This window comes from Enterococcus sp. DIV1368f (assembly GCF_051712245.1).
Taxonomy (GTDB): domain Bacteria; phylum Bacillota; class Bacilli; order Lactobacillales; family Enterococcaceae; genus Enterococcus; species Enterococcus faecalis.
Genome location: NZ_JBIOON010000001.1, coordinates 83,102 through 108,522 on the forward strand (window position 1 = coordinate 83,102; position 25,421 = coordinate 108,522).

Annotated in this window: 17 protein-coding genes, 1 tRNA gene and 1 pseudogene; 16 read left to right on the forward strand and 3 right to left on the reverse strand. The window is 37.1% G+C overall.

Annotated elements, in window-relative coordinates; all coding sequences use genetic code 11:
* The first annotated feature begins 5 nt into the window (after positions 1-5).
* From IGL07_RS00470 to IGL07_RS00520, 11 genes and pseudogenes are all read left to right on the forward strand, one after another.
* Entirely contained in the window at positions 6-425 is a 420-nt protein-coding gene (locus tag IGL07_RS00470) for a DUF6673 family protein (RefSeq protein WP_002411217.1), read from the forward strand.
* Positions 422-1,003, forward strand: coding sequence for a Gp15 family bacteriophage protein (locus IGL07_RS00475; protein ID WP_333493723.1), 582 nt, complete (start codon positions 422-424; stop codon positions 1,001-1,003). The genes IGL07_RS00470 and IGL07_RS00475 overlap by 4 nt, the downstream gene beginning before the upstream one ends.
* Positions 996-4,316 (forward strand): hypothetical protein, encoded by a 3,321-nt coding sequence (locus tag IGL07_RS00480; protein WP_438747233.1) that lies wholly within the window; start codon positions 996-998, stop codon positions 4,314-4,316. The genes IGL07_RS00475 and IGL07_RS00480 overlap by 8 nt, the downstream gene beginning before the upstream one ends.
* Positions 4,316-5,077 (forward strand): distal tail protein Dit, encoded by a 762-nt coding sequence (locus IGL07_RS00485; protein WP_002411214.1) that lies wholly within the window; start codon positions 4,316-4,318, stop codon positions 5,075-5,077. The genes IGL07_RS00480 and IGL07_RS00485 overlap by 1 nt, the downstream gene beginning before the upstream one ends.
* Positions 5,074-7,341: a phage tail spike protein gene (locus tag IGL07_RS00490; protein WP_438747234.1), complete on the forward strand. Its 2,268-nt coding sequence runs from the start codon at positions 5,074-5,076 to the stop codon at positions 7,339-7,341. Before IGL07_RS00485 ends, IGL07_RS00490 begins: the two co-directional genes overlap by 4 nt.
* A gap of 44 nt (positions 7,342-7,385) precedes the next feature.
* Entirely contained in the window at positions 7,386-9,212 is a 1,827-nt protein-coding gene (locus IGL07_RS00495; protein WP_438747235.1) for a glycerophosphodiester phosphodiesterase family protein, read from the forward strand.
* A 99-nt stretch (positions 9,213-9,311) separates the two neighbouring features.
* The gene (locus IGL07_RS00500) at positions 9,312-9,716 is read left to right on the forward strand and encodes a phage holin family protein (RefSeq protein ID WP_010716872.1); all 405 of its coding nucleotides are present in this window, start codon (positions 9,312-9,314) and stop codon (positions 9,714-9,716) included.
* Positions 9,700-10,533, forward strand: a complete 834-nt coding sequence (locus tag IGL07_RS00505) for a peptidoglycan recognition protein family protein (protein ID WP_048942155.1) — start codon at positions 9,700-9,702, stop codon at positions 10,531-10,533. The genes IGL07_RS00500 and IGL07_RS00505 overlap by 17 nt, the downstream gene beginning before the upstream one ends.
* An 88-nt stretch (positions 10,534-10,621) precedes the next feature.
* Positions 10,622-10,695 (forward strand) — tRNA-Ile (locus tag IGL07_RS00510).
* A 56-nt stretch (positions 10,696-10,751) separates the two neighbouring features.
* Positions 10,752-14,723, forward strand: a pseudogene (locus IGL07_RS00515) (5'-nucleotidase C-terminal domain-containing protein); the annotation flags it as partial.
* Between the two features lie 134 nt (positions 14,724-14,857).
* The gene (locus IGL07_RS00520) at positions 14,858-16,537 is read left to right on the forward strand and encodes a peptide ABC transporter substrate-binding protein (protein ID WP_002361487.1); all 1,680 of its coding nucleotides are present in this window, start codon (positions 14,858-14,860) and stop codon (positions 16,535-16,537) included.
* Between the two features lie 46 nt (positions 16,538-16,583).
* On the opposite strand, the gene IGL07_RS00525 is transcribed toward IGL07_RS00520, so the two are convergent.
* The gene (locus IGL07_RS00525) at positions 16,584-16,808 is read right to left on the reverse strand and encodes a DUF896 domain-containing protein (protein WP_002356070.1); all 225 of its coding nucleotides are present in this window, start codon (positions 16,806-16,808) and stop codon (positions 16,584-16,586) included.
* Between the two features lie 14 nt (positions 16,809-16,822).
* A complete protein-coding gene (locus IGL07_RS00530) occupies positions 16,823-17,809 on the reverse strand; it encodes an LLM class flavin-dependent oxidoreductase (protein WP_002356071.1) in 987 nt (328 codons plus the stop codon).
* A gap of 218 nt (positions 17,810-18,027) precedes the next feature.
* Between IGL07_RS00530 and ruvA the strand changes: the two genes are divergently transcribed.
* From ruvA to IGL07_RS00555, 5 genes are all read left to right on the forward strand, one after another.
* Entirely contained in the window at positions 18,028-18,642 is a 615-nt protein-coding gene (gene ruvA / locus IGL07_RS00535; protein ID WP_002361491.1) for a Holliday junction branch migration protein RuvA, read from the forward strand.
* Between the two features lie 12 nt (positions 18,643-18,654).
* Positions 18,655-19,671, forward strand: a complete 1,017-nt coding sequence (ruvB, locus tag IGL07_RS00540; protein ID WP_002381340.1) for a Holliday junction branch migration DNA helicase RuvB — start codon at positions 18,655-18,657, stop codon at positions 19,669-19,671.
* A 141-nt stretch (positions 19,672-19,812) separates the two neighbouring features.
* The gene (locus IGL07_RS00545) at positions 19,813-20,511 is read left to right on the forward strand and encodes an N-acetylmannosamine-6-phosphate 2-epimerase (protein WP_002367581.1); all 699 of its coding nucleotides are present in this window, start codon (positions 19,813-19,815) and stop codon (positions 20,509-20,511) included.
* Between the two features lie 178 nt (positions 20,512-20,689).
* Positions 20,690-23,029 (forward strand): alpha-glucosidase, encoded by a 2,340-nt coding sequence (ygjK, locus tag IGL07_RS00550; RefSeq protein ID WP_010711875.1) that lies wholly within the window; start codon positions 20,690-20,692, stop codon positions 23,027-23,029.
* Positions 23,030-23,576: 547 nt separating this feature from the next.
* Positions 23,577-24,494 (forward strand): helix-turn-helix domain-containing protein, encoded by a 918-nt coding sequence (locus tag IGL07_RS00555; protein ID WP_002367583.1) that lies wholly within the window; start codon positions 23,577-23,579, stop codon positions 24,492-24,494.
* A gap of 41 nt (positions 24,495-24,535) precedes the next feature.
* Here IGL07_RS00555 and IGL07_RS00560 read toward each other — a convergent pair whose 3' ends face one another.
* Positions 24,536-25,189, reverse strand: a complete 654-nt coding sequence (locus IGL07_RS00560) for a Crp/Fnr family transcriptional regulator (protein WP_002356081.1) — start codon at positions 25,187-25,189, stop codon at positions 24,536-24,538.
* Positions 25,190-25,421 lie beyond the last annotated feature (232 nt).

Here is a 25,421-nt window from a genome sequence, read left to right on the forward strand (position 1 = left end):
ATTAAATGAAAGCATTAGAGATTAAAGTAGAGCGTACTGGTTTTCCAGTGAAAATTGCTGGGCACGAATTTTTCTTTGATTGTTCATTAGAGCATATAAAAGAATATGAAGAAACGTACGATAAAGTCGTACAAGAACTGAAAGACTTAGATGAAAATTCTGAGGAAATGAGTGATGAATTATATATTTCTGTGTTGACAAAAGGGTATGATTCCGTACTTGGTGAAGGTACGTTTGCAATTTTGTATAAAGACATCCCAGACATAATCGCATGGCTAAACGCCTTTTACGATTTATCAGTAGGTATTAGTGAATCTATTGAAGAATACACTAAGAAACAGACTGAATTATTAGATGAGCGTGGTAAAAAATCAAAAAAATTAAAACAAGAATATCTAAAAAAAGTTAGCAAAAAGAAAGGATGAGTATTATGCGGTTGAATAATCCGCTGACTACATCCTTTTCGTTTTTGGGCAAAGAATTTCCAATAAACTTAGCGTTTGATCATGTCCTTGATGTTTTTGAAATAATGCAAGATGAGAGTTTGATATTAGAAGATAAGATTGAACTTTCGATTCTAATCTTAGTTGGGGAAGTTGATTTAGATATACTACAAAAATTTGAAATGTTTAAATACGTTTATGATGAATACCTGCTTTTAGGTCAACATTCCGAAGTTGAAACTGATGAATTAGGCAATGAATTACCAACTAAAATAAATAGTAAAGATATAGATTTGGTTTATGATGCCAAGTATATCTATGCTTCTTTTCGTCAAATTGGTATTAATCTTTTCGAAGAACAAGGAAAAATGAGTTGGGAAGAGTTTCAAGCACTTTTAGAGAGTCTACCAGATAATTGTATTATGCAGAGGATTATTCAGATTAGGAATTGGGAACCTCAAAAAGGGGAATCAAGTAAAGAAAAACGTCGAATGCGAGAGTTAAAAAGGAAATATGCCTTACCTAATACTGACTTAGGAGAGGAGGAAGAAGATGGCTGATGGGCAAGTTGTAATTGATGTTGATGTTAATGGTAAAAGTGTAGCTGGGCTTAACAGCCAGCTAGATCAATTGGAAGGCAGTAGTGACAAAGCTGGTTTTTCTATAAAAAATTTAGCTATCTCAATGGGATTAGTAAAAGTTGCTTCTGCAGTTGTAGGCAAAGCTATTTCATCAATTAAAACTGCATTCTCTACCGCAATTTCAGAAGGAGCAAATCTACAACAATCCCTCGGTGGGATTGAAACATTATTCAAAGGTAGTGCGGACAAAGTAAAAAAGTATGCAGATGAAGCGTATAAAACATCTGGGTTATCAGCGAATGCATATATGGAAAACGTAACAAGTTTTAGCGCTAGTTTACTACAATCTGTTGGTGGCGATACAGAAAAAGCAGCAGATGTTGCAAATATGGCTATGATTGATATGTCTGACAACGCCAACAAAATGGGTACAAATATGCAAGATATTCAAAATGCCTATCAAGGTTTTGCAAAGCAAAACTATACAATGCTTGATAACTTGAAATTAGGTTACGGTGGTACAAAAGAAGAGATGCAACGACTACTCTCTGATGCCGAAAAACTTACAGGCGTTAAATATGATATTAGTAACCTAAGTGATGTATACAATGCCATTCACGCAATACAAGAAAATCTTGATATCACAGGAACTACAGCAAAAGAAGCGGCAGAGACACTTAGCGGTTCATTCGCAGCTATGAAAGCTTCTTTATCTAATGTACTTGGTAAAATGGCTCTTGGACAAGATATCCAACCTTCTTTAAATCAGTTAGCAGAAACAACGGCCACATTTCTTTTTGGTAACTTTATTCCCATGATTGGAAATATATTAAAAGCATTACCAAGAGCGATTGTTACTTTTGTCAAAGCTTCTATTCCTCATGTAAAAGCGGCATTTGCAGAACTATTAGACTCAATTGGCGATAAATTTCCTATTTTTGATAAATTGTTTGAACTTATTAGTAAAAATGCTCAAATAATTAAATTTCTAGGTTCTGTTATTGTTGGTGCTATAGCAGGCTTTATTGCTTTCAAAGCAACTATCGGAATTATGAACAGTGTTAAAACAGCAATTAATGGTGTCAAAACGGCTTTCTCATTAATGAAAGTGGCTATGATGGCAAATCCTTTTGCTGTAGTTATCGCTGGAATTGGTGCATTAATCGCAGCTTTCATCTATTTTTATAAAACTTCAGATACTTTTAGGAATAAGGTTGATGGAATGGTGTTGACTTTAAAATCGTTCATGAAACCCATTGATCAAGTATTTAAAGGATTAAAGCTTTTAAGTAAAGGCTTTGTTGAAATGCTAACCAATGGTCCAGGAGAGAAAATCGCGGAATTAAGGTCTCAATTTATTAAGCTATTTCCTGAAAGTCTTTGGCAAGGAATGATTAATTTTACTGGAAAAATTAATGATATGAAACTTGGGATAAAGGCAATCGGAAAAATAATGTCTGGTTCAATTAAAAATATGAGCGAATTAGGTAATTTTCTTGAAGGAGCATTCACCGTCAAAGGTGAGCAAAATATCATGAAAATCGGTAAAGCAATAAAAAATGTGATAGATTCTCTAAAAAAACTTATAAACCCAACTGAGAGAGTTGGAAAATCATTTGATATAGTTGGTGTAGGTTTAAAAATTCTTAAAATGGTTATCCTAGGAATGATGGGTCCCGTTGGTCTTTTTATAAAAGTTTTTGAATTACTAGCAAAAGCTCTGGGTGGCGGAGATGTAAATAAAGGTATTGATACAATTATGAATTCTTTTAAAGGATTAGCTGAAGGAATCAAGACTTATGGGCCACAATTAGGTACAAATTTTGGTACAGCGCTACAAGGAATTTTAGGTGCGATTGCCAATGCTTTACCAGGTATTATTACTGGAGCTTTACAAGTAGTGTCTAGTTTTATTTCTGGTATCGCACAAGGATTGCCAAGCATTGTAGTATCTGCTGGGGAACTGATAATGGCGTTTACTAATGGAATAGTCACGCTGTTGCCTATCATTGCTCAATCTGCAGTACAAATAATCAATGCACTGACTAATGGTATCTTATTAGTTATGCCGACTATCATAGAATCAGCAACGATGATTATTACTACTTTTTTAGGTTCACTTACTGAAGCACTACCAAAGTTGTTAGGAGCTGGAGCTAGTTTAATCAATGCATTGCTTCAAGGTATAACAGAACAATTACCTAAAATAGTGCAAAACATGGCTACATTAATTATCACGTGGCTTTCAGAGTTGAATAAACATTTGCCTGATATTTTGCAAGCTGGTTTCAATTTGTTGATTAATTTTCTTCGTGGAATTGCAAATAATATTGGCAAAGTCACTAATGAAGCAATTAGTATTATCGTTAATTTTGTTAATGCAATCGGTAATAGAATGGGAGATATTATCGATGCGGCTGTTAATTTGATGATTAATTTCTTAAATGGATTATCTTCTAGAATGCCTGATATCATTGATGCCGGAGTGACGTTAATCGTTAGCGTACTACAAGGTATTTCTAATAATCTATCACGAATCGTCGATGCAGGTATGGATTTAGTAGTGAAATGTATAGAAGGAATTGGAAATAATTTATACAGATTAGTAAACGCTGCTGCAGATTTAGTTGATAAATTAGTTGAGAATATTATTAATTTCTCAGATAGAATGTGGAAAGCAGCTATACGATTAATTAATGGTTTAGCAGAGGGTATTGATAATAATAAAGAAGAGGCTAGAGAGGCAGTAAAAAGATTAGTAAATAGTTTAGGTTCTGCAATTGTTGGAGATGAACTATGGGATGCAGGTACATCTTTAATGGGTGGATTACTAAAAGGAATAAAATGGGGATTTGAAAAAGTTAAAGGCTTTGTTAGTGGTATCGCAGATACTATCGCTAGTTTAAAAGGTCCAATTCCATATGATAAAAAAGTTTTAATTGATAATGGTTCTGCACTAATGTTTGGTTTAGAAAAGGGAATAATAGCAGGATTTGATAATGTTAAACATCTTACTTCTAATATGGCAGATTCTATTTCTAAGGAACTCTCATTTGACAATGCTTTTTCAAATTTTAACTTTACTAGTCCAGAATTAGCATTAAACACAAATATGATGGGCGCTGCTAATTTGGGTAGCCAAATTGTAAATAATAGCAACTTTGCGAAAACCTACAATCCTACAATCAATATAAACATTGAACATGCAGATCTTTCTAATGAGAAATCAATTGAAGAAACTTCTCAACAATTGGCAACACTCACAGAACGACAAACAAGGGGGCGGCTATAATGGATTTAACGAACTATCCATATTTTCAATTTAGAGGGAAACAATCGAATGAATTCGCTATGCGGATAAGAAACGAAATGACGTTTACTATTCCGGAAGCCGCTTTGCAGTTTACAGAGGTAGATGGAAGGAGCTCTGATGTCATTTATGATAAAGGAAAATATAAAGACATCGAGAAGGTCTTTCCAGTACGATTGTATAAACAAGCAGATACAACTATTGCCGCGCAGTTAAGAGATATAGCTGCGTGGCTTTATTTATCAAAAGATTACGCTCCGCTTATTTTTAGTGAATATAGCGAATACTATTATAAGGCGCTAGGCTACAGCAAAGTAGATGCGGCAGACAAAACAAGAAGTTGGTTAGATGTTGATTTTGTTTTTAAGTGCCAGCCGTTCGTTTTTCGTCTTGATGGTGATGATGAAAGAGATATAAAAAGTGGAGGTGGTATTAGGAATCCAGAAGCTTTTTCTAGTCTGCCAATTATAACTTTCAATAAAACTAGTAGTACACAAGATAGTAATATTTATATTAATGGCCAACAATTCAGGATTGCAAAAGAAGCTGGAACAGGAAAAATTACGCTAGATTGCGAAGAAGGCATTGCTTATAAAGATGGTGGCCTTAATATCACAAAATATTGCTTTTTAAATACAGATGGTTATAACCCAATCACTCTGTCCCCAGGCGAAAGCATTATCAATTATACCTATATCACTGATTTTAAAATTAAGCCAAAATGGAGGACTTTAGCCGTATGAGCACGATTATTTTACATGATAAGAAAAATAACAATTGGAACTCCCTAGGCATAGGTCCTTTACAAGATGCAATAAATCCTCTTTCTACAAGGGAACGTAATGGTATTTATGATATGACATTCCAGTATCCAGTGGTAGGGAATTTGTTTCATGAGCTGAAAGTAGGAAGATGGATAGTCGCTGATGCTGGACCGACATTGGTCGCTAAAAGTCAACGGTTTGAAATTGCACAAATTACAAAACCAATCAAAGGGATTGTCACTGTTTACTGTGAGCATTATCGCTATAAATTGTTGCGCACAATGGTAAAAATCGGTTCCAAATATTCTAATATTTCGGCACAAACAGCATTGAATCAATTAAGAAGTCAGATGGAGCCTAAAAGTGATTTTACTTTTTACAGTGATGTGGGGACTACATCTTCAATTGATTTTACAGACCCCGCAAAATATAAAAATGCGCAAGAAGTTTTAGGCGGTGTCGCTGGTTCAATTTTAGATAATTTCGGTGGGGAATATCTTTTTAATAATAATCAAGTTCGCTTGTTAGCAAAAGCCGGTACCGATACGAATGTAGTCATTGCCTACGGTAAAAATTTAACAGATATTAATCAAGAGGAATCCATTGAAAATACGTATACTTCAATATATGGCTGGGCTAAAATCGGTAATGGCGATGATGAAAAAGTAATCACTCTACCAGAAATATATATTGATAGTGACTATGTCAGTAATTATACGGAACGTAGAATACAAATGGTTGATTTTAGTGATAAAGAGCCAAAAGATGTTGAAGCTTTACGCGGCATGGTTAAATCGTTTATTAAGTCTAATAATGTGGGGATTCCTCGTGTAAGTATAAAAGCTAGTTATGTAGACTTAGCGAGTTCCGTCTCAGATGAACAACTTAAAAGCCTTGAGGTTGTAGATTTATGTGATTGGGTAACGGTTGCGTTTAATCAATTAAACATTAATACAACGGCACAAATTGTAAAAACTGTGTGGAATATTTCTTTAGACCGATATGAGTCAATCGAATTAGGTGAAGCGAGAACTGATTTTGCTAAGGTAATTGAAGACTCAAAAGAAAATATTAATGATTTGTCAGACAAAATAGATTGGCTTGAACAAGCGCAAAAAGAAGCATCTGATATTATCAAAAATCCAGGAAAAGGTCATGTGCTCATATATCCGTCGCTTGCAGATCCTCAAGAACTATTAATTATGGATACGACAAGTATAAATACTGCTAGAAAAGTCTGGCGGTGGAATGTTGGAGGGCTGGGATTTAGCTCAACTGGATATAACGGTAACTATGAGTTAGCAATGACAAATAATGGGCTAATTGTTGCAGACAGGATGGCTACAGGAACATTGAGAGCTATTAACATTATAGGTGTGACAATTACAGGTAGTGACATTACAAGTGAAAGTGGCTATAACAAAATTATAATGTCAAAGGGAGCTATCAAGAACTACTATAATAATGTTTTAAAATCAACGATGGATGCTAACAAATTTTCAATATATGATTCTAGAGAAATTGAATTGATGCAACTAAATTCTGATGGTGTGCGATTTAACAAAGAAGGAACTTTAAATAAGTTAGGAGGTCTGGGTAGAGCATTTTCTACTTCTTTAGGCAAAGAAGAAATCCATATTTATTCTGAACCAGGAGTGTTAGCAAGTGTCGGAGCAAAAAAAGTCTCAGGGAACGATGTTGCGAGACACTTTACAGTTTTTGACGCAGGGGTTCAAATATCAAATTTAAACATGGGTGGAAGTTATGTTGGAGGGTCTGGAGAAATAAAAAATTCAACATTGGTAAATACTAGTGTTAGTACAAAATTTACAGTGAATAACAATGTTAACTTAGGATTTTACTCTAATTTAAACATGAATGGTTTTTCAATTCTAAATCAATCAGATGTTCGGCTAAAGGAGAATATAACAGATACGAAGATTGATGGTATCAAAGAAACCAAAAAATTAAACTTTGTGGAATTTGATAGAAAGCAACACTATAAAAGTAATAATCCAATAGAACAGCCTTCTAATAAAAGAGAACTTGGGCTAATTGCTCAATATTCACCATTTTTAAGTGTTAAACATAATGAAGACCACTATTTAAGTTTAGATATGAATAAACAAGTGATGCTTAACAGTTTAACTAATAAACAACTTATTGAAAAAATTGAACAATTAGAAGAAAAAATAAACAAACCTAACAAGAATAGAAGAAAATATCATAGAGGAGGGATTTGATGGCAAATAAAATATTAAATCTTGATTTCTCTAAGGATCCAATAATGCCACCAATTATTTATGGTCGTGTTGGCGACGAAAAAATGCAAACAATTACTGTGAAAATTTCTCGACGAGATGAGATACCCGATTTGTCGGGTGGAGTCATTACTTTTGAGGGCGAACCGGCAGGCGGAAAAGTGAAAGTTTTTGATTCTGAAAACGTCTCTTCTAATAACGCTGGATTGCAAAAAGGAACATTTGAATACACGTTTCCTAGTGCAGCGTTTAGCGTGGAAGGGACGTACAAGAGAGCATATTTCTCGTTTCAAAAAGATGGGAAAAGAGATACTACCGGAGACTTTAAAATTATTGTTAAAGGAAATGCTGACATTGACGCAGAGGAAGCAGAAACGATTATCACAGAATACAACAAATTGGTAACAGCGTTAAATGAGGCCTATCAAGCAGCTTTAAAAAAAATAGATGCTGATTATGATGCGGTAGTTGCTCGTATTGAATCAATTAAAAAAGAAATGAATGTATTACAAGCGAAAATTGATAAAACAGTCAGCGATGCAGAAGGTCGTATATCAAAGGTGGCTACAGATAGCGAAACCAAGATTACAACAATTGGAAAAACAGTTACTGATGCTATGAATGCCGCCCTAGAAGAATTACGAGCTGCAGACTTTTATACACGTGTAGAATCGGATGAAAAATTTATCGCTAAAGGCGATGCATATACGAAACAGGAATCGGATGAAAAACTGGTTACAAAAGAGTTCTATCAAAATGACACGAAGGCACAACGTCAAAGATGGAAGGAAGGGTTGAATTGGATTGCCCATCGAGGAAACAATACAGAATATCCAGAGAATTCTATTCCAGCATTTAAAACGGTTCGACGTCATTGGGGTATCGAAACGGATATTCAGGTCACAAGCGATGGTCAGTGGGTTGTCATGCATGATGACACAGTGGATCGCACAACAAACGGAACTGGTAAAGTATCATCCATGACATTGGCACAATTTAGAAATTTAAGAATTGATGCTGGTGCTAATGTTTCTAAGTTATCAGATGAAGAAAAAACGCCACCTACGTTTGAAGAGTATTTAAAAATCTGTAAAGAATTAAACAAAGTACCAGTTATTGAAGTCAAATCTGGAACCTATAGCAAAGATAATTTTGATTTGTTAAAAGATACGTTGGATCTTTATGGATACGGCGAAGCAAATTGTGTTATTGGGTCGTTTGGTGTCAATATATTGAACACGATCAGAACCTACTATCCTAATATAGAGCTACATTACTTTGTTGATGCGATTAACGAAAGTGTAATTACTCAGATCAAAAAACTAGGTGTTCCAGCGGCTGTTAGTTGCTCATATAGTAATTCTAGCTTGTCAACAGCAAATGTTAAAGCATTGCATATGGCTGGTTTTAAAGTTGGTACTTGGACAGTTCCAGAAAACAAGTTTGCAGATATGACTAAATTAGGTATAGACTATATCACCACCAATTCATTATCTGGAAATCAAAAATATGCTAAGTTGAGTTATCAAAACGGATTTGTTGATAATCAAGGTATTACTGATGCTAGTTATGTTGAAGAATTAGTAGGGGGCGGAATCCATATTAACTTTAATGTTGAAAAGGGTGGTAATACTCAAAACACTGTTATAGCAAACCTGCCTGACTGGGCTATTCCTTTGAAAAGCCAATATTCACAATGCGGAATACGTACTTCTAGCGGCGTGGCGTTAGGAACGTTTGATATTAGAGGTAGAACAGCACCTACTGGAGTTGTTGCAGGAACTTTGTCTGTGGGGCTAAACTGGAGCGGTAGATCAAGTTGGGCAGCAGGATCAACTGTATATGCAGTATAAGTTCAAATCAATTAAAGTAAAATCAAAATTTAATTTAAATATTTATAAGAGACCGTTTAGCAAAAGCTAGGCGGTTTTTATTATTGGAAGGTGGAAAATATGGTGATTATTGATAATCAAGCGTTGATACTAGAATTTAAGAATATGATTTCTAACGGATTTATCCAAGTGTTTGTCTGGATTGTGTTAGGTGATATTTTAACAGGATTATGTAAAGGGATTTTCATTAAGGAGGGGAATAGCACAAAAGGATTGCTAGGATTGGTAAAACATCTTTTAGTGGTTTGCCTAGTAAGTATTGCTTATCCATACTTAAAAATCATGGGTCTAGAATCAATCGCTACTGGATTTGTCTTATTTTATATAGCAGTGTATGGTATTTCCATTATTGAAAACTTAGGGCAGTTAGGCGTTCCTTTTCCTTCATGGGTTAAGGAGCATTTAAGTAAATTAAAAGATGAAAATGATAAAGGCGGTGAACCTAAAGATGGTGCAAGTGATTAATCAATCTGTTTGTGGAGGGATTGCTGGTAAACGTCCCAATCCAACGCCAAAAGGTATTGTAATTCATAATGATGCTGGAAGTATTTATGCGACCGCTACACAATATGTCAATGGTTTGGCTGTAATGTCTCCTACACAACTGGCGAATGGTTTTGCTCATTATTATATTGATCGGAATACAATTGCACGTGTAGAAGATACATTCAATGCAGCATGGCACACAGCGAATCCAGAAGGTAATTTGAACTATGTTGGCTATGAAGTATGTCAATCAATGGGTGCTAGCGATGCCGATTTTTTAGCTAATGAACAAATGACATTTAAACAAGTTGCTGAAGATATGAAGTTTTGGGGAATGCATCCTAATAGAGATACTGTAAGATTACACAAAGAATTTGTTCCTACGGCATGTCCTCACCGTTCGTGGGAATTGCATGGAAAAGAAACAAATGCCGTAAAAGACTATTTTATTAGCCAAATAAAAAAATATATGGGCAATCCAAACGAAGGCAATGGCAATTCAAATAATAACAATCAAAATAATATAAAAGGTGGAGAAACGACTATGCAATGTTTATACGAAAGACCAATTAATTCAAAGACGGGTAAACTAGAATGGAATGGAGATGCTTGGACGGTAATGTTTTGTAACGGAGTGAATACAAGACGTGTGTCTCATCCGGATGAAATGAAAGTCATTGAGGACCTATACAAGAGAAACAATGGAAAAGATATTCCTTTCTACGGACAAGATAAATGGAACAAAAACGCTCCTTGGTATAATCGCTTAGAAGCTATGTTTCCAGTCGTGAAATAAAGTATAGTAAAATATTTATAGGTAGTGTCAAATAATAACACACTTATTAAATTTCTCTTGAGTCGCCTTTCTAAGGTGGCTCTTTTTAGGACCATTAGCTCAGTTGGTTAGAGCAAACGGCTCATAACCGTTCGGTCACAGGTTCGAGTCCTGTATGGTCCATAAAAAACCTCGCTCTCTTCTAGGGAACGAGGTTTTTTTGTTTGCGTTAAATGGAATTATCCAGTACGGCATATGCAGTAGAAACAACGAGTCAACAAAGTTCAGAAGCAGTAACAAGTACCACCGATTCAAGTAGAAAACAAGAACCAGTCATCACACAGGAAACAACAGACATCAAACAAGAAGCACCAAATCAGGCTACGAGTGACAGTGTCAAGCAGTCACAAGAAACCACAGCACCAACAGAGACGACGAATTTAGAAACGTCAACCGCTGAAAAAGAAGAAACGAGCACGCCGCAAAAAATAACAATTTTAGGTACGTCAGATGTTCATGGTCAATTATGGAATTGGTCTTATGAAGATGATAAAGAACTACCAGTTGGTTTGTCCCAAGTAAGTACAGTCGTCAACCAAGTCCGGGCACAAAACCCAGCAGGCACCGTTTTAATTGATAATGGCGACAATATTCAAGGCACTATTTTAACAGATGACTTGTATAATAAAGCACCTTTAGTGAATGAAAAGACCCATCCAATGATCACCGCCATGAATGTGATGAAGTATGATGCAATGGTTTTGGGGAATCATGAGTTTAATTTTGGTTTACCGTTAATCAAAAAAATTCAACAAGAAGCCACTTTTCCAATCTTGTCTGCGAATACCTACAATAAGGATGGTAGTCGTTTTGTTGAAGGGACTACCACGAAGGAACTTGATCTTAATCAAGATGGGCAGCCAGATTTAAAAGTTGGGATTATCGGCTTAACAATCCCGCACATTCCTTTGTGGGATGGCCCTCGTGTTACTTCGCTTAATTTTTTACCTTTGAAAGAAGAAGCAGAAAAAGCAGTTACTGAGTTGAAAGCTAACGATCAGGCTGACATTATTGTTGCCTCGATTCATGCGGGACAACAAAATAGTGATCCGGCTGCCAGCGCCGACCAAGTAATTGAAAATGTCGCGGGGATTGATGCGTATATTCTGGGTCATGACCACCTTTCTTTTACCAAGCAAGGAGCAGCGCCGAATGGAAAAACTGTACCGGTAGGGGGACCGAAAGATACGGGGACAGAGGTTGTCAAAATTGATCTTTCAGTTGCTAAAAATGCCGATAAGTGGGAAGTGCAAGAAGGTACAGCAACGATTGTACCAACAACGAATGTTCCAGCAGATGAAGCAGTTAAGGCAGCGACAAAAGAATACCATGAAAAAACGCGAGCGTTTATTCAGGAGGAGATCGGCACAGCAACAGCTGATTTTTTACCAAAACAAGAAATTAAAGGAATTCCCGAAGCACAATTACAACCAACAGCGATGATTTCTTTAATTAATAACGTTCAAAAAGAAGTAACAGGCGCACAATTAAGTGCGGCAGCGCTGTTTAAATACGACAGTAAATTACCTGCGGGGAAGATTTCCTATGCCACGATTTTTGATATCTACAAATACCCGAATACCTTAGTGAGTGTCTCCATTAACGGTGAAAACTTACTGAAGTATTTAGAAAAACAAGGGGCGTACTATAACCAAACACAGCCAGATGATTTGACCATTAGTTTTAATCCAAACATTCGTGTATATAACTATGACATGATTTCTGGAGTGGACTACAAGATTGACATTTCAAAACCAGTGGGTGAACGAATTGTAGATGCGAAAATTGACGGCCAACCGCTGGATCCTGCCAAAGAATATACGATTGCTATGAATAATTATCGTTACGGCGGTTTAGCTAGCCAAGGGATTCAAGTAGGGGAACCTATTAAAAATTCTGATCCAGAAACCTTACGAGGAATGATTGTTGATTATATTAAGAAAAAAGGAACGCTTGATCCAGAACAAGAAATCGAACAAAATTGGTCAATTATTGGGACAAATTTTGATGAAAAATGGCGTGCCAAAGCAATCGAATTAGTGAATGACGGCACTCTTCAAATTCCGACTTCTCCTGATGGACGTACACCAAACGCCGCCGCTATTACGAAACAAGACGTCCGTAATGCGGGCTTTGATTTAGATAATGCATATACCATTATGCACACAAATGACGTTCATGGACGATTAGAAGCAGGGAAAGGCGAATTAGGTATGGCGCGTCTAAAAACCTTTAAAGACCAAGAAAACCCAACCTTGATGGTGGATGCAGGGGATGTTTTCCAAGGATTACCAATCTCCAATTTCTCCAAAGGCGCGGATATGGCCAAAGCAATGAATGAAGTTGGTTATGATGCCATGGCGGTGGGAAATCACGAGTTTGATTTTGGTTTAGAGATTGCACTAGGTTATAAAGATCAACTGAATTTTCCGATTTTATCTAGTAATACGTATTACAAAGATGGCAGTGGACGGGTTTTTGATCCGTATACAATCGTAGAAAAAGCCGGGAAAAAGTTTGCCATTGTAGGTGTGACGACCCCAGAAACAGCAACGAAAACACACCCGAAAAACGTGGAGAAGGTGACATTTAAAGACCCGATTCCAGAAGTAGAAGCAGTGATTAAGGAAATTAAAGAGAAGTACGCGGATATTCAATCTTTCGTGGTTACTGGGCATTTAGGCGTAGATGAAACGACGCCGCATATCTGGCGTGGTGATACGCTAGCAGAAACCCTTAGTCAAACATATCCTGAGTTAGATATCACTGTGATTGATGGACATTCGCATACAGCCGTCGAAAGTGGCAAACGTTATGGCAAAGTGATCTATGCTCAAACAGGTAATTATTTAAATAATGTTGGAATTGTCACAGCACCAGAGAGTGAACCAACTAAGAAAACAGCAAAATTGATTTCAGCAGCAGAGTTGCTAGAATTGCCAGAAAACCCGGCAGTTAAAGCCATCGTTGATGAAGCACGTACGAATTTTAACGCTGAAAATGAAAAAGTAATTGTCGATTATATTCCATTCACATTGGATGGACAACGAGAAAATGTGCGCACACGAGAGACCAACTTAGGGAATTTGATTGGTGATGCGATTATGTCATATGGCCAAGACGCATTTAGTCAACCTGCTGATTTTGCAGTAACTAATGGTGGCGGCATTCGCGCTGATATTAAGCAAGGACCGATTAAAGTTGGGGATGTCATTGCTGTGTTACCTTTTGGCAATAGCATTGCGCAAATTCAAGTAACCGGCGCTCAAGTTAAAGAAATGTTTGAAATGTCTGTTCGTTCGATTCCACAAAAAGATGAGAATGGCACAATTTTACTAGATGATGCTGGCCAACCAAAACTTGGCGCAAATGGTGGTTTCCTACATGTTTCAAGCTCCATTCGTATCCACTATGATTCCACAAAACCAGGTACTCGCTTGGCTAGTGACGAAGGCAATGAAACAGGACAAACGATTGTCGGTAGTCGCGTATTAGGAATAGAAATTAAAAATCGACAAACACAAAAGTTTGAACCGTTAGATGAGAAGAAACAATACCGGATGGCCACCAATGATTTCTTAGCTGCTGGTGGTGATGGTTACGATATGCTAGGTGGTGAACGAGAAGAAGGAATCTCACTAGATGCTGTCTTAATTGAATACTTGAAAAGTGCAACCAGCTTGCGGTTGTATCGTGCAGCAACGACGATTGATTTAGCACAATATAAAGAACCATTCCCAGGCGAACGAATTGTTTCTATTTCGGAAGAAGCATACAAAGAGTTAATCGGTGGAGGAGAGACGCCAACACCAGATCCGAAACCAGATCCAAAACCAGATCCAAAACCAGATCCAAAACCAGATCCAAAACCAGATCCAAAACCAGATCCAAAACCAGATCCAAAACCAGATCCAAAACCAGACCCGAAACCAGATCCAACACCAACACCAGAAACACCAGTAGCAACCAATAAACAAAACCAAGCGGGAGCAAGACAGAGCAATCCATCCGTAACAGAGAAGAAAAAGTATGGCGGCTTTTTACCTAAAACAGGTACAGAAACAGAAGCGCTTGCGTTATATGGTTTACTGTTCGTTGGACTTTCTTCTTCTGGCTGGTATATTTATAAACGACGTAACAAAGCTAGTTAGTCATTTTTAAGAACCGTCCTTCGGGATTGGTTCTTTTTTTATTTTAATGCTTGCCATTTGTTTTTAATTTTAGTATTATAAGAATATTCTAAAAATTAAAAAATGAAGAGTTTTTTCTGTGAAGGGAGAAAGGCATGAAAAGTAAACGTATAAAAGGACTTATCGGGTTAAGTTTAACAACGCTGTTAGTTTTAGCTGCTTGTGGTGGTGATGGGGGAGCTGGCGCCGAAAAAGCAAAAGGCGGATCAGAGAAAACCGCCGCTAAACAAGAATTTAAAGTAGTAGTTCAACAAGAAATGCCTTCTGCAGATTTATCTTTAGGAACAGATACAATTAGTTTTACGGCACTGAATAATGCGTATGAAGGAATTTATCGTTTAGATGATAAAAGCAAGCCGCAACCAGCAGGGGCTAAAGAAAAAGTGCAAGTCAGTGATGATGGTCTGACGTACACAGTGAAACTAAGAGAAGAAGCAAAATGGTCCAATGGTGATCCTGTCACAGCTGCCGATTATGTTTTTAGTTGGCAACGTACAGCAGATCCTCAGACTGGCGCTGAGTATGCTTATTTTCTAGAAATGATTGAAAACGGCGCAGATATTGTAGCTGGTAAGAAACCAGTCTCTGAATTAGGCATTAAAGCAAACGGGGATTACGAGCTAGAAATTAAACTGGCAAAACCAACACCATATTTTGATTATTTACTGGCCTTTCCACTATTTTTCCCGCAACATCAAGCAACCGTAGAGAAATATGGCAAAGATTACGCTGCTTCCAGTGAAAAAGCAGTCTATAATGGTCCGTTTGTCTTAGCTAACTTTGAAGGGGCTGGCTCAGATACCAATTGGACTTTGGAAAAAAATGAAAACTATTGGGATAAAGACAATGTCAAATTAGATAAAATCAATTTTGATGTTGTCAAGGAGGCGCCAACTGCCTTGAACTTATTCCAAGATGGCCAGGCAGACGATGTTATTTTAAGTGGCGAATTGGCCCAGCAAATGGCGAAGGATCCAGAATTGGTTATCGAAAAAGAAGCACGAACCAGCTATTTGGAATTTAATCAGCGAGATAAAAATTCACCGTATAATAATGTGAATTTACGCAAAGCAATTTCAGCAGCGATTGATCGCAACGCATTAGTAGATAAAATTTTAGGCGACGGCTCAGTAGTCGCTACCGGCTTAATTCCAGAAGGGATGTCGTATTCGCCGACAGATGACAAAGATTTTGCTGATGAAAATAAAAAAATTGTTGAATATAGCCCAGAAAAAGCAAAAGAATATTGGGCAAAAGCGAAGAAAGAATTGGGCATAACAACACTCAAAATGGATATTGTTGCCGATGATGTCGATTCTACGAAAAAGTTAGCGGAATATATTCAAGGTACGTTAAAGGATACTTTAGAGGGTATTGATGTAACAGTGAGCCCAGTGCCGTTTTCAGTTCGAATTGATCGAGGTAGTCGCGGCGATTTTGAGACAATCTTAGGTGGTTGGGCTGCGGATTACGCAGATCCAAGTAGTTTCTTAGACCTTTTTGTTACTGGTAATAACTATAATCGCGGGCGTTTTTCAAGTAAAGCCTACGATGAGTTGATTGAGGCTTCAGCTACAAGAGATGCTTCAGATCCTGAAAAACGTTGGGAAGACATGGTTAAGGCTGAGAAGTTATTGATTGGTGAAGAGACCGCTTTAGCACCACTTTATCAAAAGGCGACTGCCCATCTACGCAGTAAAGAAGTGAAAGGCGTCGTTGCCCATGGTGCTGGCGCACAATATGATTATAAGTGGACATATGTAACAGAAGAGTAGTTAAAAAGAGACACAGAATAGTCAAATCGACTGTTCTGTGTCTCTTTTAATCAAAATATTTCTGCTGTTCTTCTTTTAATTTTTCTGGGGTCACATCTTCACCAGTAGGATCATAAATAGTGACGCCCATTAATGTTTTATTGAATTGTTCACGAATGGTCCGCAAATATTCTTGTCGCAAATCGACACGAAGAGCTTGTTCTTCAGATGTTAAACCTTGTTCACGCTCTTTTTGTGCAAGCGTATTAATTCTTTTTAAAACCTCTAACATTTCTCATTTCCTTTCTATAATAATTCTTTTGCTAGGCGTTCAAACGATTGAAAGCGCGTTTGTTTGTCATAACCTGGGGTGATTAGCATTGCTTCTGTCAACCCTAGTTCTTCTTGTTGGTGGAAAAACTCCGCAACTTCTTGGCTACTGCCAATGACAAAGCGTTGTTTATTTTGTTCTAAAACCAGTTTGTCCATTTCACTGTAAGGGAAAGCTAGGGCTTCTTCTGGCGATAAAAATTTATTTGGAAGCCCATGTTCGGTGGCAAAGATATAATGCTCAAAACTAGCCGCATGGTATTCTGCTTCTTCTTTCGTGTCGGCGGCGAAAGTGAAATACGCAGCGCTCACTTGAGGCTCTTGTTGTTCAGTTACTGGTCGGAAATGCTTGTAATATGCTGACAATACTTCTTTGGGTAAATGTCCATGAATAAACTGCGCAAAGGAAAAATTAATGCCATATTCACCAGCTGAACGTGCGCTTTCTTTACTAGCACCTAGTAACCAAGGTTGTGGTAATAGAACTTCCCGCGGAACAGCTGAAATTTTAGAATATAAATGATCTTCAGGAAATTCCTCTCTTAAAAAGAGTAAAATTTCAGGTAATTTATCAAATTGGTCTAGCTGCGGTGGCTGACCATTATTTAACGCCAACGTAGTTAAAGGGCTGCCGCCAGGCGAGCGGCCCATGCCTAAATCGATTCGATCAGGATATAAAGCTGCTAACGTTTTAAACGTTTCTGCGACTTTAAATGGCGCATAATGCATGGTCATGATGCCACCCGCGCCAACACGAATTTTTTCAGTGGCACTAGCAATATGTGCAACTAAAATTTCTGGCGTTGCACTGGCAAAGGCGTCTGATCCGTGATGTTCGGCATACCAAATTCTTGTGTAACCAAGTTTTTCCGCTAATTGAGCGAGCTCTTTGGCTTCTTGTAATGTGTCGCTTGCTGATTGATTTTTAGGAACCGTTAATTGATCTAAGATACTTAATTTCATGTATGTAGTCTCCTTTTTGGTTATTTTTTTGAAGCTACCGCTATTATTACGCAAGCATGTCAAAAAAAACAGTACGCACTTTTTAATTCCCTAGTGAGTGAAAAGTAACAAATAGATGTAGCCAAGGTCGATGATAAAAAATTCTCCGCTATGGCTTTTTGATGCTTTGTGTTAAAATGGAACATATGTACGCAATCAGCAATTGGAAAGGTGACAACATGTACGAATATATTATTGGAAAAGTAACGTTTGTTAGCCCATACTATATTGTCGTTGAAACAAATGGCATTGGCTATCAGATTTCAGTCGATAACCCGTATCGCTATTCAGGAAAAATGGATACGGATATTAAACTATATCTTCACCAAGTCGTGCGGGAAGATGCACAGCTATTATTTGGTTTTGGCAGTTTAGAAGAAAAACAATTGTTCTTAAAATTAATCAGTGTCTCTGGAATTGGCCCTAAAAGTGGCTTAGCTATCATGGCTTCTGTGGCTGATCATGGTGGTTTAATCAATGCAATTGAAGGGGAAGATGTTACATATTTAACGAAGTTCCCAGGTGTTGGCAAGAAAACAGCCCAACAAATGATTTTAGATTTAAAAGGAAAACTAGGAGAATTAGAGTCTTCCGAAGCAGCGGTGGCTGCCATGACCGCAACCGAAGTGGTGACAACAAGCAATCAAGCATTGGCAGAAGCGTTAGAAGCATTAAGTGCCCTAGGCTACAGTGACCGAGAGATTAAGCGTATCACTAAGCAATTGGAAGCGTTAGGTGAGACAACGACAGATGTTTATTTGAGCAATGCGTTAAAATTCATGATGAAACGCTAAGGAGGAATAACGATGACAGAAGAAGAACGGTTGCTTTCAGCTGCAAGTCAAGAAGCAGAAGCTTCAATTGAAAAATCGTTACGTCCACAATTTTTAGCACAATATATTGGTCAAGACAAAGTAAAACAAGAACTAACGATTTATATTGAAGCGGCGAAAAATCGGAATGAAGCGTTGGATCATACCCTTCTTTATGGTCCGCCAGGTTTAGGGAAAACGACAATGGCGATGGTCATCGCCAATGAAATGAATGTGAACATTCGTACCACAAGTGGACCAGCCATCGAACGGGCGGGAGATTTAGTCGCTATTTTGAACGAATTAGAGCCTGGTGATGTGTTATTTATCGATGAAATTCATCGTTTGCCGCGAGTTGTGGAAGAAATGCTGTATTCCGCAATGGAAGATTTTTACATTGATATCATGGTCGGTCAAGGAACCACGGCACATCCCGTTCATTTTCCATTACCGCCTTTTACTTTAGTGGGCGCTACCACACGGGCAGGGATGCTTTCAGCGCCATTACGAGATCGTTTTGGGATTATTTCTCACATGGAGTATTATCAAGAGCAGGATTTAAAAGAAATCGTTCTTCGTTCCGCGGATATTTTTCAAACGGAGATTTTTGAGGAAGGTGCCTTTGAAATTGCGCGCCGCTCAAGAGGAACCCCCCGAATTGCTAATCGTTTGTTAAAACGTGTCCGTGATTTTGCCCAAGTCCAATCAGATGGCAAAATCGACCGAGCGATTGCAGACAAAGCGTTAACCTTACTGCAAGTGGACCATCAAGGCTTGGATTATGTCGATCAAAAATTGTTGAAAACAATGATTGATTTATACGGCGGCGGTCCGGTTGGTTTAAGTACCTTGTCTGTAAATATCGGTGAAGAAACCGAAACGGTGGAAGATATGTATGAACCCTATCTTATTCAAAAAGGTTTCATTAAACGAACACCGCGAGGACGAATTGCAACGCCATTTGCGTATGCACATTTTGGGTATGATTATTTAGAGGGTCGTAAAAATTAAAAATAAGTCAAAAGAAAGCAAGCCTTAACCGCTTGCTTTCTTTTGTTTCACGTGAAACGTTTGTTCTTATTTAGAAGAGTGGCATATTTCAGCTGTTGTAGGTATACTGTGTTTGTAAACGCTTTTAAATTGGAGGGATTAATGTTGAATAAAGAAATCAAAGGGGCATTAATTGTTTCTTGCCAAGCGTTGGCAGACGAACCGTTGCATAGTTCCTTTATCATGTCCAAGATGGCTTTGGCCGCTAAACAAGGAGGGGCTAAAGGTATTCGAGCAAATTCTGTGGTAGACATTCGAGCAATCCGGAAAGAGGTTGATTTACCAATCATTGGGATTATTAAACGAGATTATCCTGGCGCAGAAGTATATATTACCGCAACTATGCGTGAGGTAGATGAATTAATGGCTGTTCAGCCAGAAATTATCGCTCTCGATGCAACCCATTCGAAACGACCAAATGGCGAAACGTTAGCCACATTTTTCAAAAGAATAAAAGAAAAGTATCCTAACCAAGAATGGATGGCAGATTGTTCCACGCTGGAAGAGATGATTGAAGCGGCGGAGTTAGGTTTTGATTATATTGGCACAACGTTAGTCGGCTATACGCCGCAAAGTGAAAATCAGCGGATTGAACAAAATGATTTTGAACTGTTAAGAGAAGCAAAGAAGCATTTTACTACACCAATCATTGCAGAAGGAATGATTGATACGCCAGCAAAAGTCCAACGTGTTCTGGAGCTAGGTGCTTATAGCGTGGTGGTGGGATCTGTTATTACACGACCGCAAAAAATTACTGAAAAATTTGTAGAAGCTACGAAAATAAAACAGAATCAAGCATAAACTAAATACACTATCGATACACTCGTTATTTTTTGATAAATACACTTCGATACGGTCGCTTTTTTTCTAGAGAAAGCTGAATCTTTCAATAATGAAAAGGGATACACTCCGTTTGGCATAGTCCTTGCTGATAATAAATCAGTGTATAAAGCGCTATCATTTTTATAGGAGGGGTTTTATGAAGGGTTTATCAAAAAAGAAACGGGTGTCTACTTGGTTAGCGTTAGGAATCACCGTAGTCAGCTGTTTTGCGTTAAGCGGGGAAGTGCAAGCAAGTGTTGAAAGAACAAAAGTTGATGAATTTGCAAATGTTTTAGATGTGAGTGCATCACCAACCGAACGGACGAATGGCGTATACGATACCAATTATTTTAATAATTTTTCTGATTTAGGTGCATGGCATGGCTACTATTTACCTGAAAAAAGCAATAAAGAGCTACTGGGTGGTTTTGCAGGGCCATTGATTATTGCGGAAGAATATCCAGTAAACTTGGCGGCAAGTTTAAACAAATTAACGGTCAAAAATAAAAAAACGGGAGAAACCTATGATTTAAGCCAAAGCAACCGCATGGACCTGTCTTATTATCCTGGGCGCCTAGAGCAAACCTATGAATTAGACGATCTAACGATTCATTTAGCTTTAATTTTTGTCAGTAATCGAACGGCGCTTATCCAAACGACACTTGAAAACACTGGTGAAGAGCCCTTGTCACTTGAAGCAAGCTGGACAGGTGCGGTCTTTGACAAAATTCAAGAGGGAACGGAAACCTTAGATATTGGTACTCGTTTAACTGCTAAAGACAATGACATTCAAGTGAATTTTGGCGAAGTCAGAGAAACGTGGAATTATTTTGCTACGAAAGACACAAAATATACGATTCATCATGCGGATAAAGTTTCAACAAAAATTGATAATCGGAATTATACAGCGACCGCTGAACCTATTGAATTGAAGCCTAAACAAACGTACAACACCTATACGACAGAAAGCTATACTTTTACAAAAGAAGAAGAGGCAAAGGAACAACAACAAGCACCCGAATATACCAAAAATGCGGCGCGCTATTTCAAAGAGAACAAGCAAAGATGGCAAGGATACCTAGATAAAACGTTTGATCAAAAGAAAACAGCAGAATTTCCTGAATATCAAAATGCGCTAGTCAAATCGATTGAAACGATTAATACCAATTGGCGAAGTGCGGCAGGTGCCTTTAAGCATGACGGGATTGTTCCATCCATGTCTTATAAATGGTTTATTGGTATGTGGGCTTGGGATTCGTGGAAAGCGGATGTAGCAACGGCTGATTTTAATCCCGAGTTAGCTAAAAATAATATGCGTGCCTTGTTTGATTATCAAATTAAAAAAGATGATACCGTACGTCCACAAGATGCAGGAGCGATCATTGATGCTGTCTTTTACAATCAAGACAGTGCGCGTGGTGGTGAAGGTGGCAACTGGAATGAACGAAATTCTAAACCACCATTGGCTGCATGGGCAGTTTGGCATATTTATCAAGAAACCAAAGACAAGGAATTTTTAAAAGAAATGTATCCCAAACTTGTGGCTTATCATAATTGGTGGTATACCAACAGAGACCACAATAAAAATGGGATAGCAGAATATGGAAGCATGGTCAGTGATGCCCACTGGCAAAAAGACGACAAGGATCAAATCATTAAAGATAAAAATGGCCAACCTAAAGTGGACGATGATGCTGTTATTGAAGCAGCCGCGTGGGAAAGTGGCATGGATAACGCTACACGGTTTGACAAAGAAGGTGTGGGCAAAGGCGATGATGGAGTTAAAGTTTTTGAAAATAAAAATAAAGGAAAAGTAGTGGGGTATTCAATTAATCAAGAATCAGTGGATTTGAATGCGTATCTCTACGCTGAAAAGGGCTATTTAGCTTCGATAGCAGAAGAACTAGGCAAAAAAGAGGACTATAAGAACTATCAAAAAGAAGCGAAGAAACTAAAAAAATATATTCAAGAAAATATGTTTGATGAAAAAACGGGCTTCTTCTATGACTTACAAATAAATGAAGACGGCTCGAAAACAAAATTGTTAGTCAATCGTGGCAAAGGAACAGAAGGCTGGTTGCCGCTTTGGGCAAAAGTAGCGACCAAAGAACAGGCGGCGGCAGTTAAGAAAAACATGATGAATCAAGAAATGTTCAATACCTTTATGCCATTCCCAACGGCATCCAAAGACAATGAAAAATTTGCTGCAACGAAATATTGGCGGGGACCAGTTTGGCTTGATCAAGCCTTGTTTGGTGTAGAAGCTCTTCAAAACTATGACTATACAAAAGAAGCAAAAGAAATGACACAAAAACTCTTCTTACATGCCGAAGGATTGATGGGAGAAGGACCTATTCATGAAAATTATGATCCACTGACAGGGAAAGGCCTGAGTACGAAAAACTTTAGTTGGTCAGCGGCAGCGTACTATTTACTGTATAAAAACACCTTATTAAGTAATAACCCCACAACGCAAACCGCTTTTGAAATAAAATAGAAAAACAGCTCTTGAGAAAATATCACTCAAGAGCTGTTTTTTTCTTCACTTGCTACAATCTCTTCCCCTCTGATTTAATTAAATGTAATTTATTTGTTTAAATAAATATATTTCATTTAATTAAAGTAAATATCTAAAAATAAAAAGATATGTACTTTTATTAAAAGTGTTATTTAATAAAAATGAAATAGATATTCAATGGGATTGATTGTACAATGGTTAATGAAGAGTGGGTTTAACGGAATAGTGTGATAAGGAATAAGCTGATATCAAAACCAAACATATGCAAAACCTCCTTCTTTGTTAGCTATATTGACTTCTATTATAGAACATTTCTTTTGATTTTTTCAAGGGGAGTTAAGTATATAAGTTTTTGTGATTATCAAAATATTACAATATTATAATTATGGAAATAATAAAAATGGATATTTTGAAATATTTATTAATGTTTTCTCTGATTTTTTTTAATTTGTACAGGTATTGTTGGATCTTTACGTTAATAAAAAAATAATATTTAATATTATTTTTGTTATAAAAGGAGGATATTATGGATGTGCTAGGTGCTCTAAAATATTTTAGAAAAAAGAAAAAAATTGCTCAGAAAGATGTTTTGCCAAAAAAGGGGAAACAAACCTATCGAAGAATCGAAATTGGTGAAGCCAAGCTAAGTTACGAGGATTTAATGACGGCGTTACAGTCATTGGGGATTACTTTTAATGAATTTTTTTTTATGGTATCTGATACGAGAATCATGGCTTCTTCAGAAGTCAAACATCAAATTGAATGTTGTCAAATGGGGTTGAACAATACAAGTGAAAAAAAGAATCTGATTCATTATTTTTATCAATTAGAGCGCAATCCTCATAAAAATGCGTTGGAAATGTCTATTTACACAGATATTAAATTAACGTTTAGTAATGATTGGGAGGAAATTCCAGAATTTGATGAAACCGATCGAATGGTAATTCTCGCGCTTATTTCTAGCAAAAGCTACTATACATACTACGATTATCAAATGGTGACTAATCCTGCCGCCTTGTTTTCTGAAAATGAAGTCCTTCAGATTCTTGAGCAGATGTTTCCTGTCAAAGATGCTGAATTACGTGATACCCAAACACTAAATGTTGCCTATGGTTTTTACCTAAATATCATTACTGGGGAACTTTATAAGAAAAATTATGCAAAAGCTCGGGAATATTTAGCGCTAGTGAGTGTTACCACGATTCCTGCTGAAATCTACTATATTCATTTTAACTTACGTTACTTAAAAAATCTTACGTATTATCTGTACACTGGCAAAATGAGATATTATAAAGAAGTAATCGCCGTTATTGATATGATTGAAAGCTTTGGCGATGTACGTTTGGCGGAAGGCATGAAAAAAGAAATGCTTCAGCTGACGGCTGGTCGGACATTTAATTTAGAAAAAGGTCAGTTTCCATTGAATATTGTCACTGAAAAATAAAAAGCACCCCCGCAAGGTCAAACTTGCGGGGGGTGCTGATGTTAAACAATAATGTTATCTCTAATCATATCTAAATCTTTAATCAAAATTTTGCGGTTACGTAGTTCAATTGCCCCTAACTCTTTTAGTTGCTGCATCATCCGGTTAACGCTACTAGCAGAAGTTATCCCACAAAAATGCGCAATTTCTTCATTGGTCACCACGAAATCAATTAAAATACCTTCCTCTGTTTCTACGCCAAATGAATCGTACATTTCATAGATTTGTGTACAAACGGCCCCAAATTTGCCATTCATCAACATTTGCTGCATCTTTTTCATGGAATGCATTAAACGGTCCCGATAGTATTCTTTGACATACATTTGCAAGTCTTTACTATTATTGATATCCCGCCAAAATTGAACACGGTCGATTTGGTAAAGTTCTGCTTGTGGAGATTCGATGCGAATATTAAAAGGTGCATCAATAAATTCTGAATATTCATCACGTAGCAATGAAACAATTTCCAAATTGTTGATATAACGTAAATTAAATTCACGACCGTCTTTGGAAATAACGCTAGTTTTGATGATGCCACTTTTTAAAATATAGGCATAACGATCTTGCAGTCCTTCATAAGTTAAATAATTTTTCTTCTTTTTTACAACGACTCTAAAGGAATGTTCATCTAAGTAGTCTTGTAAAACATTTCTCATTGGCGGTAACTCCTCAATTATCTCTAAATATTTTTGTTTTTGCCTGTTGGGCTTCTTTCTTATTTAAGCGAATTGGACATCATATGTCAATAACAAATGTTGATAAAAAAGGTCAATTAAACGCTATTTTGAAAAATAAAATCAGCTTTTAGATAATTTTGCCAAAAATTTCGCTTAATGAGTATTAAAAATATTTTTTTTATTTTATGTGCTCAAATATTTTTCAAAAAGA

Bases quoted from the DNA above. Each gene is read 5' to 3' on its own strand.
- IGL07_RS00470 (WP_002411217.1), top strand. From the start codon at position 6: ATGAAAGCATTAGAGATTAAAGTAGAGCGTACTGGTTTTCCAGTGAAA.
- IGL07_RS00475 (WP_333493723.1), top strand. From the start codon at position 422: ATGAGTATTATGCGGTTGAATAATCCGCTGACTACATCCTTTTCGTTT.
- IGL07_RS00480 (WP_438747233.1), top strand. From the start codon at position 996: ATGGCTGATGGGCAAGTTGTAATTGATGTTGATGTTAATGGTAAAAGT.
- IGL07_RS00485 (WP_002411214.1), top strand. From the start codon at position 4,316: ATGGATTTAACGAACTATCCATATTTTCAATTTAGAGGGAAACAATCG.
- IGL07_RS00490 (WP_438747234.1), top strand. From the start codon at position 5,074: ATGAGCACGATTATTTTACATGATAAGAAAAATAACAATTGGAACTCC.
- IGL07_RS00495 (WP_438747235.1), top strand. From the start codon at position 7,386: ATGCCACCAATTATTTATGGTCGTGTTGGCGACGAAAAAATGCAAACA.
- IGL07_RS00500 (WP_010716872.1), top strand. From the start codon at position 9,312: ATGGTGATTATTGATAATCAAGCGTTGATACTAGAATTTAAGAATATG.
- IGL07_RS00505 (WP_048942155.1), top strand. From the start codon at position 9,700: ATGGTGCAAGTGATTAATCAATCTGTTTGTGGAGGGATTGCTGGTAAA.
- IGL07_RS00520 (WP_002361487.1), top strand. From the start codon at position 14,858: ATGAAAAGTAAACGTATAAAAGGACTTATCGGGTTAAGTTTAACAACG.
- IGL07_RS00525 (WP_002356070.1), bottom strand. From the start codon at position 16,808: ATGTTAGAGGTTTTAAAAAGAATTAATACGCTTGCACAAAAAGAGCGT.
- IGL07_RS00530 (WP_002356071.1), bottom strand. From the start codon at position 17,809: ATGAAATTAAGTATCTTAGATCAATTAACGGTTCCTAAAAATCAATCA.
- ruvA (WP_002361491.1), top strand. From the start codon at position 18,028: ATGTACGAATATATTATTGGAAAAGTAACGTTTGTTAGCCCATACTAT.
- ruvB (WP_002381340.1), top strand. From the start codon at position 18,655: ATGACAGAAGAAGAACGGTTGCTTTCAGCTGCAAGTCAAGAAGCAGAA.
- IGL07_RS00545 (WP_002367581.1), top strand. From the start codon at position 19,813: ATGTTGAATAAAGAAATCAAAGGGGCATTAATTGTTTCTTGCCAAGCG.
- ygjK (WP_010711875.1), top strand. From the start codon at position 20,690: ATGAAGGGTTTATCAAAAAAGAAACGGGTGTCTACTTGGTTAGCGTTA.
- IGL07_RS00555 (WP_002367583.1), top strand. From the start codon at position 23,577: ATGGATGTGCTAGGTGCTCTAAAATATTTTAGAAAAAAGAAAAAAATT.
- IGL07_RS00560 (WP_002356081.1), bottom strand. From the start codon at position 25,189: ATGAGAAATGTTTTACAAGACTACTTAGATGAACATTCCTTTAGAGTC.